Raw genomic sequence first — 15,035 nt, forward strand, 5'->3', positions numbered from 1 at the left:
GAATACGCCTAATAGGCAAAGGATTGAAGAAAAGGAATCAATGAATGTCACAAGTCAAAACAGGTTATCGCAGTTCTATTATTCAATTGATTGCCGACCCAAGTGAAGTGGGTATCGAGCAAGCTTACCGTTATTTTGAAGACGGTTTGCTCGTGGTTGAAAATGGTTTGATTACCGATGTAGGCGATTATGTTGAAACGCTGGCCAAGCAAAATGGCGAGCTAGAGATGGTCAACTATCAAGATAAAATCATCACAGCAGGATTTGTTGATACTCATATTCATTATCCTCAAACCGGTATGATTGCTTCTTATGGCGAGCAACTTCTTGATTGGCTAGAAAACTACACTTTTCCCGAAGAAGAGCGTTTTAAAGACCCTGAATATGCCGCTAAAGTTGCGAAAATATTTTTAGACGAACTGGCCACCAACGGTACGACTACCGCATTGGTTTTTGGTACGGTGCACAAACAATCGGTTGATGTATTTTTCCAAGAAGCCAAGCGTCGTAATCTACGTATGATCGCCGGTAAAGTATTAATGGATCGTAACGCCCCAGACTACCTGACCGACACACCAGAATGCGGCTACCAAGATTCAAAAGAACTGATCGAAAAATGGCATGACAATGGTCGTTTATCTTATGCAGTAACGCCACGTTTTGCGCCAACCAGCTCGCCAGAACAGCTCGATATGGTGGGCAAGTTGCTGCAAGAATACCCTAGTGTCTACATGCACACGCATTTATCGGAAAACAAACAAGAAATCGAATGGGTGAAATCTTTATTCCCAGAGCAAGAAGGGTATTTAGATGTGTATGATCATCACGGATTATTGCACCCGAGATCAGTTTTTGCTCACGGAGTACATTTATCGGATTGTGAATGCCAACGCTTGTCAGATACGGGTTCTGCGATTGCATTTTGTCCAACCTCTAACTTATTTTTAGGCTCAGGTTTGTTTGATTTAAATCGCATTGAAGAGTTTGGAATTCGAGTAGGAATGGGTACCGATGTTGGCGCAGGTACGTCATTTTCACTGATGCAAACCATGAGTGAAGCCTACAAAGTTATGCAGCTGCAACAAAAGAAACTGCACCCGGTGAAATCGCTCTATCAAGCGACACTAGGCGGCGCAAAAGCTTTATATCTCGATGATAAAATTGGCAGTTTAGAAGTCGGAAAAGAAGCGGACTTCGTGGTGCTAGAACCCAGTGCAACCACGTTAATGAAGTTTCGCATGCAGCAGGCCAAAACCTTGGAAGAGAAGCTATTCGTGCTAATGAGCTTAGGTGATGACCGAACCGTACATGCGACGTATATTTATGGTGATTTGGCTTATAAGGCCTATACCTAAGTTACTTGGGTATAAACGTCTGTTGAATAGAAAACCTTCAAAAACGGAATACCATACCAACGTTAGACTGGAATTGGTTCATCCAGTCTGACTCAAATTTAATATAACAATTGCTTGAGCTTTGAGTCGCGTAACAAACACTTTCTGAATCATTATCGACCGATGTTCCAAGCCAACGTACCTGTCCGGTTACCGCAATATTGTCGGTAAATTTATACTCTAATCCAGCGTAAATACTTGCCGCAAAACCATACTTGTTATCCGCCCAATCCACATCGGTATAAGATCCACCCAAGCCTACCCCAACATAACCTAATGCATCATTATTGATTGGCATATTCAAGCGACTTTGTACCATCAAATATTGGATTGAAGAGTCATAATCCAAAGATTCCAATTCATTATCTTGATAGGAATAGAATAGTCCGATCTGACCATTTTCAACCGGTACTTCAATGGATAAGCCGTAGCTCTCACTTCCTTTGAGGTCATATTCATTGCCATTGGAATCTTCGACTTCGCCACCTAGTGTATAGCCAACCATTGGCGTAATAATCACATCAGCATAAGCCGTTGTCGAAGTCATTGCCGCGACTGCAACAACTAATAACCAGTTTCTATTTTTCATTGAGAAATCCTAATCACATTCCATTGTGTTTAATTTGCCACCAAGCTTTAATCTGCCTGAAAAGAAGAGTGAAGTAAATCCGGCGTGCTTTGGTGGCGATTAGACTCACAATATCATTGTTACCTTAATGTCTTATTTTTGTGATAAATAACTGTCATTTATATAATTTATTAATTTTACTTGGTATGCTGATTGGGTTTTGAAATAGTGAACAAGGATAAGTCATGAGACTGAATTCGCTACAAGTATTGTTGTTCAATGTGTGTTGTGTGCCATTGGTTTGGGCAGAAGATCCTGAACAATCAGGACAAGTGCCGGAAGGTAGTGTGTCGAGCGGCTATGATTTGTGTTTATTAGATAAAATTAAGCAGCAACAAGGCGATCAAACGGTTCAAAGTATCCGTGATGAATGCCAATTGGACATGGTTTCCCAAACCGATTCTGCGGGTAACAAACAAGAAAACTTAGCGGCTAACCGTCTGGAAACCGAGCGTGAAACCGCCTTTGAACCATTTGTTATTACCGCTCACCGTTTGAATTATCTTTTACCTGTTACTTACAGCGATAATATCAATGATAAAGCTTATGAAGGCACCGATTGGTCTGAAGGGCTTAAGCATGCAGAAGCAGAATTTCAAATTAGCTTTAAAGTGCCTTTAAACTATTCGGACTTAATGTTTGATGGTGACGGCTTATTCTTTGGCATGACGTTGAAATCATTTTGGCAGGTCTATGCCGACGACATCTCTCGCCCATTTCGCGAAACCAACTATCGGCCAGAACTTTTCTATGTGACTCCAACCGCTTGGACACCATTTGGCGGCACCACCGCTTTTGGCGTCGGTATAGAACATGAATCAAATGGACAGAGGCAGGATTTATCTCGCAGTTGGAACCGCGTTTATACTCAATTTTACTTTGCGAAGGATAACTTCTTAATTGCACTTCAACCTTGGTGGCGTATTCCTGAAAGCGAGAAAAATGACCCTAGTGATTCAAGTGGCGATGACAATCCAGATATTGAAGACTTCATGGGGCATTTTGAATTAACCAGCGTGTATAAGTGGAATGATTTAGAATTTTCCTTCTTAGGCCGTGAGAATTTTTCAACCCATAAAGGTTATGCCGAGCTAGGTTTAACTTTTCCTATTTGGGGTAAAGTTCGTGGTTATGCGAAATATTCAACAGGTTATGGCAGCAGCTTAATTGACTACAATCAAAATCAACAAAGGGTTGGCTTAGGGATTGCGATTACAGGGATCTTATAAGTTTATATTACTCACCTAATATTGATGATGGAGGCTCGCTATACATTTTATAGCGAGCCTTTTTTTTATTAAGAGAGAAATAATTGAATAAAAAGTGAACTGATTTCTAAATGGTGCGTATTGCTTATTGATTAGCAAGAAACAGTCAGCCGTCGTTTCTTTACATTTTGTTAAGAACAAGGGATTTAATATGAAAAAGCTTATACAAAATATTGGGTTAGTAGCGGTATTGCTTGGTGTTACACCTTTAGCTCTTGCGGATAATCGCGTTTGGGGTGATGACCAAGATGTTTCAGGTGGTACGGTGACAGCGAAGAAAATTCATGCAGATGCTAATGGCTGGCTGGTGGTACATCGAACCGATAAAAATATGAAGCCTGGTCCTGTTGTTGGCTATTCACCCGTGAAAAGTGGTGAGAACCATGATGTTACGGCGATCTTAACCGAACCTGTAAAATCAGGGGATATGTTAATGCTGATGCTTCACGGTGAAGCCGGTGGTATGAAAACAGGCGTTTTTGAGTACACACTTGGTGCCAAAGAAGATGGCCCAGTTCGTGTTGATGGTAAATTAGTCATGGTGACCGTGACCGCTAAATAAACATTACAGAGAATATCGCCACCTTGAATAATATAAATAGGTGCCTATCTTCAACTCTGCTAAAATGAATGAGTATTCTAGGGCTGCCAGATGTGCAGCCCTTATTTATTGAAATGACCATTTAACCTTAGGAACGATTTTGACTAATAACGACATTTTACGCCGTATCCGCTACGCTTTTGATTTTAAAGATGCTGAGATGATTGCCATCTACGCCGCTGCTGATCATGAAGTTTCACGTTCACAAATAAGCGCTTGGCTAAAAAAAGAAGAAGATGCGGATTTTGTAAAGTGTACCGATAAAGAGTTAGCAATTTTCCTAAATGGTTTAATTAACACTAAACGCGGTAAGCGAGAAGGTGAGCAGCCTCAACCGGAAAACCGTTTAACTAACAATATGATTTTCATGAAGTTGCGTATTGCACTGAACATGAAAGCAGAAGATATTTTAGAGACGCTGAAATTGGTCGATTTCAATTTAAGCAAGCACGAACTAAGCGCATTTTTCCGCAAGCCGGACAACAAGCATTACCGTGAGTGTAAAGATCAAATTTTACGTAACTTCTTGTTTGGTGTGCAGCGTCAATTGCGCCCGGAACATACTACTGAGTTTGAAGATTAAGAAGTATTGTATATCCAGTACTTGGATCTAAATTTAAGGGCTGATAACCTGCACTTTTTCAGGTTACTTCAGCCCTTTGTCATTTCAGTCTATCAATGGTTTTTCCTATGTCTCAATATACTTACATCGATATTCCATTCAATTTCAGGCATACCTGCTGGTTTTGTGGTGAGCCCGCTGCCAAGGCTTTTGATTTACCGAGAAACCCGAAAAATATCCACTTCTTAGCCCATGAACCGATGAGCATTCCTGCTTGTGATGAATGTGCAGTAGTCAGAGTTGCTAGTGACGTATCATCGATTTGGGCTGTGCGAGATCAAGTAAAGCGTTCTCTAATGGATAAGTACTCCGATCATCTTGCCATCGGACAAAATTGGACCGAACAAGAACTGCAAGAATCTGAATTCTCAGGCGCATTACTTGGTGGCTTTGGCGAAAGTGCTTGGAAGATGTATGAAATCGCGAGAGATCGCCTTTCTTATCAAGGTTGGACGGTGGCGATTGATAGCATTCCCGTAGAAGGTGAAGATGAAACCTATGGTTTTGAGTTTGATGGCGTGCGTTATATGTCGCTTAATACTTGTATCGAACACCTGATCAAATCATTACGTTTGGATAAAGAGTTATTGCCAAGCTTAGTTGACCTGCTTGGGCCAGAAAAACTCGATTACGCGCTAAAAATTGCCAAACTCAATAAAGCGATTATTGGTTATCAACGAGATAAGATTCTTGATGAAGTTCGCCAACAACTGGACGATCAAAATGAGATCGAAAGACAAGCCAGTTTTGCTGGAGATTACTCCCGAGTAGAAGCTGTTCATGTTGCAGATGGTGTCGCAACAGTGGAATCCATCCAATGGGCACTTAAAAACCAAATCATGACATTACCGTTATTATGCCAGCAAGAAGATGCATTTTTTGACGCTTTTGCTCATTTAGGCGGCCCGCAATGTTATCTCAACTATTACGGCTTGCAGCTGTATTTTGAAGCAAGACAAAACCCGCAATGGGTACAAGATAATGATCCTAATGCCGAGTGGTTTGTGGGGTAGAGAAGTGGCTGTTATTTTCTAATGCAGCCACTCATTAAAATTGTCATTTCTAATCTAATAATCACTTTCCTAATATCATCACAGTACTATGTCTCAAAACATGGCAAATTGAAGTATTGAATCCGATAACATCTGTATGGAAACAGGACTAGACCGGTATGGAAACTGAAAGACTCTATCTAAGCCCACCTCGTTTAAAAGACCAACCCGTTATGCTTGAAGCGATCTTAGAAAGTCAGGCTGAACTGAGTCAGTTTCTTGATTGGGTTCCTTTTGCTTTAACTGAAGAAGAATCGATAGAAGCGACCAAGCAAGCCATGGTTGATTTCAATCATTTTGAAAATGAATTGCGTTACTCCCTGTTAGATAAAAACTCAGGAAAGTTTGTTGGCATGATTGGACTGATTATTCGAGATAAAGGCGTCCCTTATTTTGAAATTGGTTATTGGTTGCGTAGCTCTTGTGTAGGGTTTGGCTATATCACTGAAGCCGTACAAGCGTTGGAGATTCATGCATTTGAGAATTTAAAAGCACAAAGGGTTGAGATTCGAGCTGCGGCGAGTAATAACAAAAGTCGTGCGGTTGCAGAGCGTGTTGGCTACCAATTAGAAGGCACGCTACATAACGAATGTCGACTTCCTTCTGGTGAACTTGATAATACCGTTATTTATGCCAAAACACGTTTGTAGTAGGGAAATGTTTACAGAGAGAGGAGAGTTTTCTTAAAAAGCTTGTTGCTGATATGTTGCTCAATTGTTTATCATGGTGCTTCATTCATAAATTGATACATTTAAATGCATTCTCTCGTTCATAAGATTTCTTCTCATAGTCAAAAAGTCTTTTCTCGTATCTTGCTACAACTTGGTATTAATCATGCCCGTAGTCAGGCGATTTCAACCATTCCTCTTGCTGAGCGAATGAAAGTCGCATTAACTGCATTCATTGCTATTTTTATCGTGGTGTTGGTGAGCCAGCAAGTACAAGATCAAGATGCCATGTTGGTGTTGCTCGGTTCGATGGGCGCTTCTTCTGTTATCTTGTTTGCTCTGCCGAGTAGTCCATTAGCTAAGCCTTGGCCGTTTTTGGTGGGTCATTCGATGTCGGCGGTGATTGGTTTTGTCTTGACGTTTTTTATGTCTGATTTAGCTTTGCTAGCCGCGACGACCATTGCTTGCGTGTTGATGGTGATGTATATCTTAGAATGTATGCATCCTCCGGCAGCAGCCACCGCGTTAGTGCCTGTTCTTGCAGCGCAACATACCGATGTCGAGATCAATATTCTCTATCCTATTCTGATTAATATAGTGGTGTTTTTCATCGCTAGTCAGGTACTCAATCGTTTAATCATGAAAAGGCGCTGGCTACCACCTAAACCTCACTATGATCCGGTGCATCTGCATAATGATCACACACCATTGAAACGTTTGGGTTTGCAATCGGAAGATTTAATGCAGGCCATTAACAGTTTTGACAGTGTATTAGCAGTCAGCCAAGAAGAATTAGAATCGATTTACCAACAGGCACAAAAACTCGCTTATCAACGCCGTAGCGGTGAAATTTTAAGTCGAGATATTATGTCTGCCGATGTCATCACTGTCGGGGAAGATATGCCACTTGGCATGGCGTGGAAGATCTTACACAAGCATAAAATCAGCATGCTACCTGTGGTGAATGAAGAGCGTGAATTACTTGGCGTGATCTCTAGTGTCGACTTTTTGAAGAATTTGTCCGTACCAAGCTATGCAGGGTTATTGAAACACTTGAACCGTATGCTGGTAAAACGCAAGCACCGAAAAGAAGTGAATAATAAAGTAAAGGATTTGATGGTAACGGATGTGATCGCAGTGAAAGATACCGACCATATCGTGGCATTGGTTCCACTGCTTTCCGATATCGGTTTACACCATATTCCGGTTTTGGATTCTGAGCAAAAGCTATGCGGCATCATTACGCAATCTGATCTGATAGGCGCGCTGTATTCAGTGAACCAGAAATCATAAGATCGCTGTATTTCAGCTTGAGTTTTTTCATTCTTCACCTTCAATAAGCAATTGGCGTAATGTACTCACCTTAAATCCTTTTATCTTCCGACAGCAAAGATTTACCTAAAAAGGCTGGCAGTAAATAGAGTAGGGTGAGTCGAATAATATGGTTCATCATTACAAAGGCTGGCTCTAATCCTAGTAGTATGGCGACCGCAGTCATCGACTCTAGGCTGCCCGGCACCCAAGATAAAGCCAGTACCGAGAATGAAATGTTGAGCAGTTGGCTGAAGATCAGCGCCATCACTAGCGTGACACTGCAACTGAGTAACGTCACCATCACACCAGAGCGAACACTATCGATGGTTTCTTGTAGCGTAATCCCTTGCATTCTGAGCCCCACAAAGCCACCAATCAGTGCCATTGAAATCAGTAAAAATAACTCCGGCATTTGGTAGATGTATTGGGGTAATGCTGAATTTAAACCTGCGGTGATCAGCATTGCCGTTAACATAAATGGTGCTGGTATGCCGATTTTATCGAGTAGTATTCCCGCGGCGAGTGCAGCAAGGCTAATTCCAAATAAAAGCAGATAAGAAGCACTTTGTACCTGGGTCAGTAACTCAGTAGGTGCTTCGGGGGTCGCCTGATTAAACATCGCAATAATACTGGCTAGAACCATTAAGAAGATCAGCCGAATTGAGTGGGTGAAAATCACTCGATAAGACGGTTTTTCTTGCGCATCGGTCATCACAATTATTGCAGCCAAAGCACCGGGAACCGCACCGAGAAAAGCTTCTGTACGACTCCAATTACAACGTTTGGTTAGCCAGAAATAGCCAATAACAATCTGGCTAGTCATACAGCATAAAAGCCCAATTAAGACGCCAATACTTAAACTTGAAAACCAATCATTGATATTGATGATTGCACCGATGCTGATGCCTAGCACAATTTGAATAACCGTGAGCATCTGCTTGGGAAATGAGAGTTTTGGATACACGCGACCGGCAATTAAAACCGCCAGCATTGCCCCGAGCATTTCGCCAATAGGAATGTGGGTTAAATAGCCAATTAACCCACCGAGTAGCGCAATAATAAAAGTCATCAAAGTTGGCATGTTTATTTCAGTATTCTGCTTAGAGATAGATTGGTTATTTAGAACAAGCTTATTGATAAGGCTTAAATTGCATTAAATCATCATATTGCAATGTGAGATTTAATGCTTGGCAGCTTGCTTGTGCATTAATCCATTTGTTGTGTTCACCGTTCTCGATAAATTGTGGAATGGTTAAACCTAAGTGCCTTGCCATGGCTTGATAATACTCTTCACGGCTAGGGTGCGAATGTGCTGCTAAGTGAAGTACTTTTTGAGATGGCCAGCGGTTTATGAGCGAATGAATCGCGGTGATAATGTCATGCTGGTGGATCAGGTTTACTGGCGTTAATCCATTTTCTAAAGGCTGACCTGTGGATTTATAGCGTTTGACAATATGCTTGGCTGGATGACGATCTGGCCCAATTAAACCGGATAGACGCAACACGACTAGGTTATCTTGCCACTCTTCCCTTAACCAATTTTCTAACCATACATGAGCATGACCAGATTCCGTATTCGGCGCGGTTGGTGTGTCTTCGGTTATCTCGCCTTGGCAATCGGCATAAACCCCTGTGGTGCTGATAAATAATACCTTTTTAGCGCCAGCTTGTTTTGCAATATGCGATAAGCTCTGTATTTTTCGTTTGAAATCTTCGGCACTATTAGGGTAACGACCTGGTGGTACATTGATCACCAGTAGATCTGTGGCAAAAGCCTGTTGTAGGGCGGCTTGCTGTTGAGTGTCTAGTTGGTTCTCATCTACAGGTAAAACCAAAGGCAAACCTTGAATGCCAACGGTCGCTAATGCTTGAGCATCGATATGAGATTGTTTGGTGCCGTAAACATTAAAACCTTGCTGAACCAGAGATTTTGCCACTGCGAGCCCAAGCCAGCCGCAGCCACAGATGGTGATTTGTTGTTTATCCATATCGTTTTTCATCCAAATTGAGTTAAATCGTACTATGTCCCAAACCATTAATGATTTTACCGTAAAAACTTTGATTGATAGTGAATTGATCGAGCAGCAAATGCAATGCAAAGAATGGCTTTATGACTTTAATCATTCACGCCCAAAAGAGCAGGATCTAAGAAAAGAATTGCTGGGCAAAATTTTGAATAACTACCAAGGCACTCATATTGAGCCGCCATTTTTATGTGATATGGGAAGAAACTTCACCATAGGCAAAGGTGGCTTTATCAATTATGGCTTAACGGTATTGGATATTGCCCCCGTTACGATTGGTGACTACGTATTGATTGCGCCGAATGTGCAACTTTGTGCGGCAAGTCATCCGATTATCTTACGTGAGCGTATTGAACCGTTCGCTTGTGGCGATCCGATTACCATTGGTGATTGTGTCTGGATTGGCGCCGGTGTGATTGTATTGGGTGGCGTAAACATTGGCAGTAACAGTGTGATTGGCGCAGGCAGTGTGGTGACAAAAGATATTCCCGACAATGTGATTGCAGTGGGTAACCCATGTCGAGTGATTAAAACCATCGATCATGGCAAAATGCCTACTCAGAAGATATTGATGCTCTAATCGAAAAGTATCAGCTCGAAGGTTGGGATTAATCCGTTGTCAGAATCAAAGAACACTCAAACATTAATGCTTATTCGAGGTTTGCCGGGATCGGGGAAATCCACATTAGCTAAACAGTTATCGCAAGAACAAGGCTCAGTACATTTAGAGACCGATATGTACTTTGTTGAAGCGGATGGCGAATATCGTTTTAACCCGTTAAAGCTCGAACAAGCGCATCAATGGTGTCAGCAACAAACCGAACACCATTTAAAACAAGGTCAGTCAGTGATTGTGTCGAATACTTTCGTGCGTCACTGGGAAATGAAAGCCTATAAAGAGATTGCTAAGAGTTGTCAGGTGGAATTAGTGATCCATGTATGTAAAGAAAACTACGGCAGCATTCATGATATAGAGGCGACTACTATCGCCAAAATGAAAGCCAAATGGCAGCCTTAAATCGCAATCTACCCCATTGGGAATAGGTTTTGATTTCGCCATTGACTGGGTGTTTGTTTAAACCAAGCTTTAAAATTTCGACTAAAAACAGCTAATTCACTATAGCCTAGTTTTAATGCGATCATCGTCAGGGATAACTGTGGCTGTTGCAGCAACTTGATGGCTTCTTGTTGTCGTACTTGCTCGATAATTTCTCGGTAACTGGTATTTTTTTCCGTTAATAGACGTTGTAATTTCTTCGGGTGGATTCCCATGCAAAGCGCAATATTATTTTTATTACACTCTCCAGTTGCTAGTAATGATTTAATTGTTTGATGAATAAATTCAGTCGCGTTAACACTAGGCTTTGATTGAACCAAATTTTCACTCGAAAACGTTAGATTCAGTTCACCAGTAGACGTCGCTGGTTTTTGTATTACTAAAGATTTTGGCAAATAAATGGCATCTTGCTCTGCATTAAACACCATCTTGCAGCCAAACTTGTCTTCAAAATAGCGGGTATCTTGCTGAGGGATAGGTTGCTTAAAAGTCATTTTATGTACGGTCGCTTGGTAACCGAGCAAATCAGAAAAAATATTAAAACAAGCGGCTAAGGTAAATTGAGCTTTTTGAGCAGTAAAGTAACGTTGATGAAGATGGTTAAATTCAACTTTATAGTGATTTTCGGTTGGAGTGATGGCTAATGAAAAGCCTTCAGCGTGGAGATGAATGTATTTATTTAAACAACCTAATGCTTGCAATATCGAACCTTGACGCAGCATATAGTTTTTCATCATCCCTAAATTTTGTACTCTTTGCTTTAATCCTAGCTCTAAGCCAAACATATCGTTATCACATTCAATTTTCGCAAGCTCTAATGCTTTTAAAAAATGTTCATAGTAGATAAATGTATCAGGGTCTCTTAATTGGCTTTGAACAACACCGGCGCTTTTTAACAGTAATGTTGGGTTTTGACCATAACTTTTGACAACCTCTTCAAAGCCTTCTAAGCAAGCGGCACGAATAAAACAAGTCATGTATTTTACCTCCGATGTTAAGCCAATGTGATCAAATTCTACTTATTGTTCTTTCATGTCCTAAATAATCAAGTGTGCGTCCTAAAAAGTCAAATCGATTGCTCTGTCTTAATATAAACTGAATCATATATTGATAATTTTAAAGATATGAAATCGAGAAAAACCAGCATTGAGGTAACGTAATATGAATCAAACCGCAGAACAGCTTTTAGAAGAAAACCCAATCGAGAACAGTGTGATGCTTCAAGAAGCATTAACACTTCAAAAGCAAGCATTTAATCAGTATGGGCAGGAAAGTTATCAAGAGCGTAAAGCGCATTTGCAAAGCCTAAAAAGCCTTCTTATGGATAACCGTGAAGCGATTTCAGAGGCAATTAATAAGGACTACGGAAATCGTTCTCATCATGAAACGTTATTTGCGGAGGTGATTACGGTTGCTGATGATATTTCATCGACGATTAAGCATTTAAAGAAATGGATGAAAGTACAACGACGTAAAGTTGATCATACCGTTTATTTTGGTGCGAAAAACCGAGTGATTCCTCAAGCTATTGGTGTCGTTGGATTTATTGTTCCATGGAATTTCCCAATTAACTTAAGTTTTTCCGGTTTATCTGCCGCTTTTGCTGCGGGTAACCGTGCGATGGTAAAAATGTCAGAAAATTCGATTCACTTAACTGAATTATTGAAAGAACTTACGCCGAAATATTTCAAGCCAGAAAAGTTACAGTTCTTTACTGAAACAGGGACGGTTGGTATTGAGTTTTCGAAGTTACCTTTTGATCATTTAATGTTTACGGGCTCAGGAGCAACTGGTCGTAAAGTGATGGCCGCTTGTGCTGAGAACTTAACCCCTGTGACATTAGAACTGGGCGGTAAGTCTCCAGCGGTGATCGATCCTAAGTACCCAATGACGAAGGCCGTTGAGCGTATTATGTTTGTAAAACAGTTCAACGCTGGGCAAATTTGTACTAACGTTGATTATACGTTTGTTCATGAAACACAACGCGAAGCGTTTATTAAAGAGTCTGAAAAATGGGTCGTAAAACATTGCCCTGACATTCAGCATAAAGATTACACCTCAATTATTGATGACACCGCTTTCCAACGTTTGTTGGACACAGTTGAAGATGCCAAGAATAAAGGGGCAACAGTTGTCAATTTAAGTAATCAACCAGCCGATCCCGTTACACGTAAGTTTCCCGTAACCTTCATTCTGGATGCCACCGACGACATGATCATTTCGCAACGGGAGACCTTTGGCCCGATTTTAATGGTGAAGACTTATCAGCAACCAGAAGAGGTCATTGATTATATTATTCAACGTGATCGCCCATTAGCCTTCTACCCATTTAGCAATGATAAAGTTTTGGTCGATCGTTATATTCAATCGGTCTTATCCGGTGGCGTATCAGTGAATGATGCATTATTCCATGTCGGTCAGCACGATTTGCCATTTGGCGGGATTGGCGGCAGTGGTATGGGGCATTACCACGGTTATGAAGGGTTCTTGACCTTTTCGAAATTACGTCCGGTCTTTTACCAAGCCAGTTTTTCGAGCATTAAGTTTATGGCTCCCCCTTATGGAAAATTCGCCACAAGAGTGATGAACTTAATGGCGAAAATTAAATAATAAAACCAATACGTGAAACAAATCGAATAATAAAAATTATAAGAAACAAAAGGATGAGGCAATATGATGGAACATAATAACTTTGATTTTGACCAAGTAATTATTGGTTCAGGTTTTGGTGGCTCAGTCAGTGCATTACGCTTAACTGAAAAAGGCCACCGTGTCCTTATTTTAGAAATGGGCAAACGTCGCAATGATAAAGATTTCGCTAAAACGAATTTAGATAAAAAGAACTACATGTGGATGCCGCAAATCGGTTGGAAGGGGGTGACGAAGTTTACTTATAACAATAAAGCCAGCATCATTCACGGCATTGGCGTGGGCGGGGGCTCTCAAGTTTATGCGAATGTGCACCTTATTCCTGAAGATGAAGTATTTTCGTCTCCTGCTTGGAGTAAAACCCGTTCTGATTGGAAAGATACCCTCGCACCTTATTATTCACTCGCTCAACGTATGTTGGGTACAACCCATAATGAATATACCAATATTGCCGATGATACTTTAAGAGAAGTCGCAGAAGAGATGGGCTACGGTGATAGCTTTAAAACCGTTGATACCGGCGTTTTCTTCCCTCAATCAGAAGGTAAGTTCGGCCAGTCATTTAAAGATCCTTACTTTAATGGCGATGGCCCTGAACGTTCAACTTGTAAGTTATGCGGTAGCTGTATTATTGGTTGTCGCTACAATGCAAAAAATACCTTGATGAAAAACTATCTGTATTTTGCCGAGCGTAACGGAGCAGAAATTCGTCCTGAGTCGACTGTGACGAAAATCGAACCACTAGGAAGCAAAGATGGCAGTGATGGATATTTAATTACCGTTAAAGAGAGTAATGATAGCGGTAAGCGAGAGTACACCATTCGTACCCGTGGTGTTGTTGTCTCGGCCGGTGTGATGGGCACGATTCCGTTATTACTTCGAATGAGAGATAAGCTTAAAACGCTGCCCAATATATCGAAAAACTTAGGTCAAGAAGTTCGCACCAACTCGGAAACATTAACAACGGCCAATAATATGAATGCTAAGGTCAGTGAGGGGGTGAGTATCAGTTCATTTATTTCAGTGGATGATACAACGAACGTGGAAATTACTCGTTTTCGTGAAGGTTCAGATGGGACATGGTTATATCTACCCTATGTCCCTATGGTGACAGGGCAAGGCATGGTACGAATTGGAAAAATGCTGAAAAATACCCTTTTGCACCCAGTCAAAACCTTCAAAGTCTTGAGACCAAAAGGGAAGGCTGTGAATTCAATTTTGTTATTAGTGATGCAAAAGTCAGAAGCGTTTGTTCACTTCGAATGGCGTAGAAAATGGTATCGAGGCTTTAAAAAAGATATTACCTTTGTACAAAATGAGGGAGATACACCTCTTAAAGTGTCATTTCCAGCAGCAGAAAAAGCAACTAAGCTGTATTCTGAAAAACTGGGAGGTGAGCCGGGTTCTGCTTTAGCTGAAATAGTCACAGGCGCACCAATGACCGCCCATATTATGAGTGGTGTGGCGATTGGCACGGGCCCAGAAAATGGTGTGGTGGATGAAAGTGGCCAAGTATTTGGTTATAAAAATCTACGAGTGATTGATGGCTCGATTATTCCAGGGAACCTTGGGGTAAACCCCTCACTAACCATTACAGCGCTGTCTGAATATGCAATGAGCCGTATTCCTGTGTTTAATCAAGAACGCGCAAATAAAATTAAGCCGATCCATTTCTCTGAACCGTTAGCCGGGCAGGTGTCCAAATTAAAAGGTTCGGGTGATTTGGTCGCAATGATCCAACAGTAGGTTGATGTGATA

At 41.2% G+C, this 15,035-nt stretch carries 15 protein-coding genes; 11 read left to right on the forward strand and 4 right to left on the reverse strand.

The features are described from left to right. The first annotated feature begins 44 nt into the window (after positions 1 to 44). Positions 45 to 1,355, forward strand: a complete 1,311-nt coding sequence (gene guaD / locus K358_RS0101670; RefSeq protein ID WP_027695198.1) for a guanine deaminase — start codon at positions 45 to 47, stop codon at positions 1,353 to 1,355. A gap of 37 nt (positions 1,356 to 1,392) precedes the next feature. Here guaD and K358_RS0101675 read toward each other — a convergent pair whose 3' ends face one another. Further along, complete coding sequence (locus K358_RS0101675) at positions 1,393 to 1,983, reverse strand: outer membrane beta-barrel protein (protein ID WP_027695199.1); 591 nt, start codon at positions 1,981 to 1,983, stop codon at positions 1,393 to 1,395. 224 nt (positions 1,984 to 2,207) lie between these two features. Here K358_RS0101675 and K358_RS0101680 point away from each other — a divergent pair, with 224 nt between their 5' ends. From K358_RS0101680 to K358_RS0101705, 6 genes are all read left to right on the forward strand, one after another. Beyond that, the gene (locus K358_RS0101680; RefSeq protein WP_027695200.1) at positions 2,208 to 3,251 is read left to right on the forward strand and encodes a phospholipase A; all 1,044 of its coding nucleotides are present in this window, start codon (positions 2,208 to 2,210) and stop codon (positions 3,249 to 3,251) included. A 190-nt stretch (positions 3,252 to 3,441) separates the two neighbouring features. Further along, on the forward strand, positions 3,442 to 3,852 hold the full coding sequence (locus K358_RS0101685; RefSeq protein WP_027695201.1) for a DUF7282 domain-containing protein: 411 nt from the start codon (positions 3,442 to 3,444) through the stop codon (positions 3,850 to 3,852). Between the two features lie 139 nt (positions 3,853 to 3,991). Continuing rightward, positions 3,992 to 4,474, forward strand: coding sequence for a YehS family protein (locus K358_RS0101690; RefSeq protein ID WP_027695202.1), 483 nt, complete (start codon positions 3,992 to 3,994; stop codon positions 4,472 to 4,474). Positions 4,475 to 4,581: 107 nt separating this feature from the next. Next, a complete protein-coding gene (locus K358_RS0101695) occupies positions 4,582 to 5,526 on the forward strand; it encodes a hypothetical protein (protein WP_027695203.1) in 945 nt (314 codons plus the stop codon). A 158-nt stretch (positions 5,527 to 5,684) separates the two neighbouring features. After that, complete coding sequence (locus tag K358_RS0101700; protein WP_027695204.1) at positions 5,685 to 6,215, forward strand: GNAT family N-acetyltransferase; 531 nt, start codon at positions 5,685 to 5,687, stop codon at positions 6,213 to 6,215. Between the two features lie 105 nt (positions 6,216 to 6,320). Then, positions 6,321 to 7,526: an HPP family protein gene (locus K358_RS0101705; RefSeq protein WP_038149489.1), complete on the forward strand. Its 1,206-nt coding sequence runs from the start codon at positions 6,321 to 6,323 to the stop codon at positions 7,524 to 7,526. 70 nt (positions 7,527 to 7,596) lie between these two features. On the opposite strand, the gene K358_RS0101710 is transcribed toward K358_RS0101705, so the two are convergent. Then, positions 7,597 to 8,685, reverse strand: a complete 1,089-nt coding sequence (locus K358_RS0101710) for an AbrB family transcriptional regulator (RefSeq protein WP_342341424.1) — start codon at positions 8,683 to 8,685, stop codon at positions 7,597 to 7,599. After that, complete coding sequence (locus K358_RS0101715; RefSeq protein WP_027695207.1) at positions 8,678 to 9,535, reverse strand: NAD-dependent epimerase/dehydratase family protein; 858 nt, start codon at positions 9,533 to 9,535, stop codon at positions 8,678 to 8,680. Before K358_RS0101715 ends, K358_RS0101710 begins: the two co-directional genes overlap by 8 nt. A gap of 34 nt (positions 9,536 to 9,569) precedes the next feature. Between K358_RS0101715 and K358_RS0101720 the strand changes: the two genes are divergently transcribed. Then, positions 9,570 to 10,151, forward strand: coding sequence for a sugar O-acetyltransferase (locus K358_RS0101720; RefSeq protein ID WP_027695208.1), 582 nt, complete (start codon positions 9,570 to 9,572; stop codon positions 10,149 to 10,151). A 36-nt stretch (positions 10,152 to 10,187) separates the two neighbouring features. Further along, positions 10,188 to 10,589 carry a P-loop nucleotide/nucleoside kinase family protein gene (locus K358_RS0101725; RefSeq protein ID WP_027695209.1) on the forward strand — a complete coding sequence of 134 codons (402 nt, stop codon included), beginning with the start codon at positions 10,188 to 10,190 and terminating at the stop codon, positions 10,587 to 10,589. 8 nt (positions 10,590 to 10,597) lie between these two features. On the opposite strand, the gene K358_RS0101730 is transcribed toward K358_RS0101725, so the two are convergent. Then, on the reverse strand, positions 10,598 to 11,605 hold the full coding sequence (locus K358_RS0101730) for an AraC family transcriptional regulator (RefSeq protein ID WP_027695210.1): 1,008 nt from the start codon (positions 11,603 to 11,605) through the stop codon (positions 10,598 to 10,600). A 184-nt stretch (positions 11,606 to 11,789) separates the two neighbouring features. Between K358_RS0101730 and K358_RS0101735 the strand changes: the two genes are divergently transcribed. After that, positions 11,790 to 13,238 (forward strand): coniferyl aldehyde dehydrogenase, encoded by a 1,449-nt coding sequence (locus tag K358_RS0101735; RefSeq protein WP_027695211.1) that lies wholly within the window; start codon positions 11,790 to 11,792, stop codon positions 13,236 to 13,238. Between the two features lie 63 nt (positions 13,239 to 13,301). Next, the gene (locus tag K358_RS0101740; RefSeq protein WP_211232222.1) at positions 13,302 to 15,023 is read left to right on the forward strand and encodes a GMC family oxidoreductase; all 1,722 of its coding nucleotides are present in this window, start codon (positions 13,302 to 13,304) and stop codon (positions 15,021 to 15,023) included. Positions 15,024 to 15,035 lie beyond the last annotated feature (12 nt).

Origin of the sequence: Vibrio litoralis DSM 17657, assembly GCF_000426765.1 — a bacterium.
In the GTDB taxonomy this organism is placed as follows: Bacteria; Pseudomonadota; Gammaproteobacteria; order Enterobacterales; family Vibrionaceae; genus Vibrio; species Vibrio litoralis.

Coding starts and splice junctions, on each gene's coding strand:
- K358_RS0101695 (WP_027695203.1), top strand. CDS start 4,582: ATGTCTCAATATACTTACATCGATATTCCATTCAATTTCAGGCATACC.
- K358_RS0101715 (WP_027695207.1), bottom strand. CDS start 9,535: ATGGATAAACAACAAATCACCATCTGTGGCTGCGGCTGGCTTGGGCTC.
- K358_RS0101700 (WP_027695204.1), top strand. CDS start 5,685: ATGGAAACTGAAAGACTCTATCTAAGCCCACCTCGTTTAAAAGACCAA.
- K358_RS0101740 (WP_211232222.1), top strand. CDS start 13,302: ATGATGGAACATAATAACTTTGATTTTGACCAAGTAATTATTGGTTCA.
- guaD (WP_027695198.1), top strand. CDS start 45: ATGTCACAAGTCAAAACAGGTTATCGCAGTTCTATTATTCAATTGATT.
- K358_RS0101730 (WP_027695210.1), bottom strand. CDS start 11,605: ATGACTTGTTTTATTCGTGCCGCTTGCTTAGAAGGCTTTGAAGAGGTT.
- K358_RS0101720 (WP_027695208.1), top strand. CDS start 9,570: ATGTCCCAAACCATTAATGATTTTACCGTAAAAACTTTGATTGATAGT.
- K358_RS0101735 (WP_027695211.1), top strand. CDS start 11,790: ATGAATCAAACCGCAGAACAGCTTTTAGAAGAAAACCCAATCGAGAAC.
- K358_RS0101680 (WP_027695200.1), top strand. CDS start 2,208: ATGAGACTGAATTCGCTACAAGTATTGTTGTTCAATGTGTGTTGTGTG.
- K358_RS0101675 (WP_027695199.1), bottom strand. CDS start 1,983: ATGAAAAATAGAAACTGGTTATTAGTTGTTGCAGTCGCGGCAATGACT.
- K358_RS0101685 (WP_027695201.1), top strand. CDS start 3,442: ATGAAAAAGCTTATACAAAATATTGGGTTAGTAGCGGTATTGCTTGGT.
- K358_RS0101705 (WP_038149489.1), top strand. CDS start 6,321: ATGCATTCTCTCGTTCATAAGATTTCTTCTCATAGTCAAAAAGTCTTT.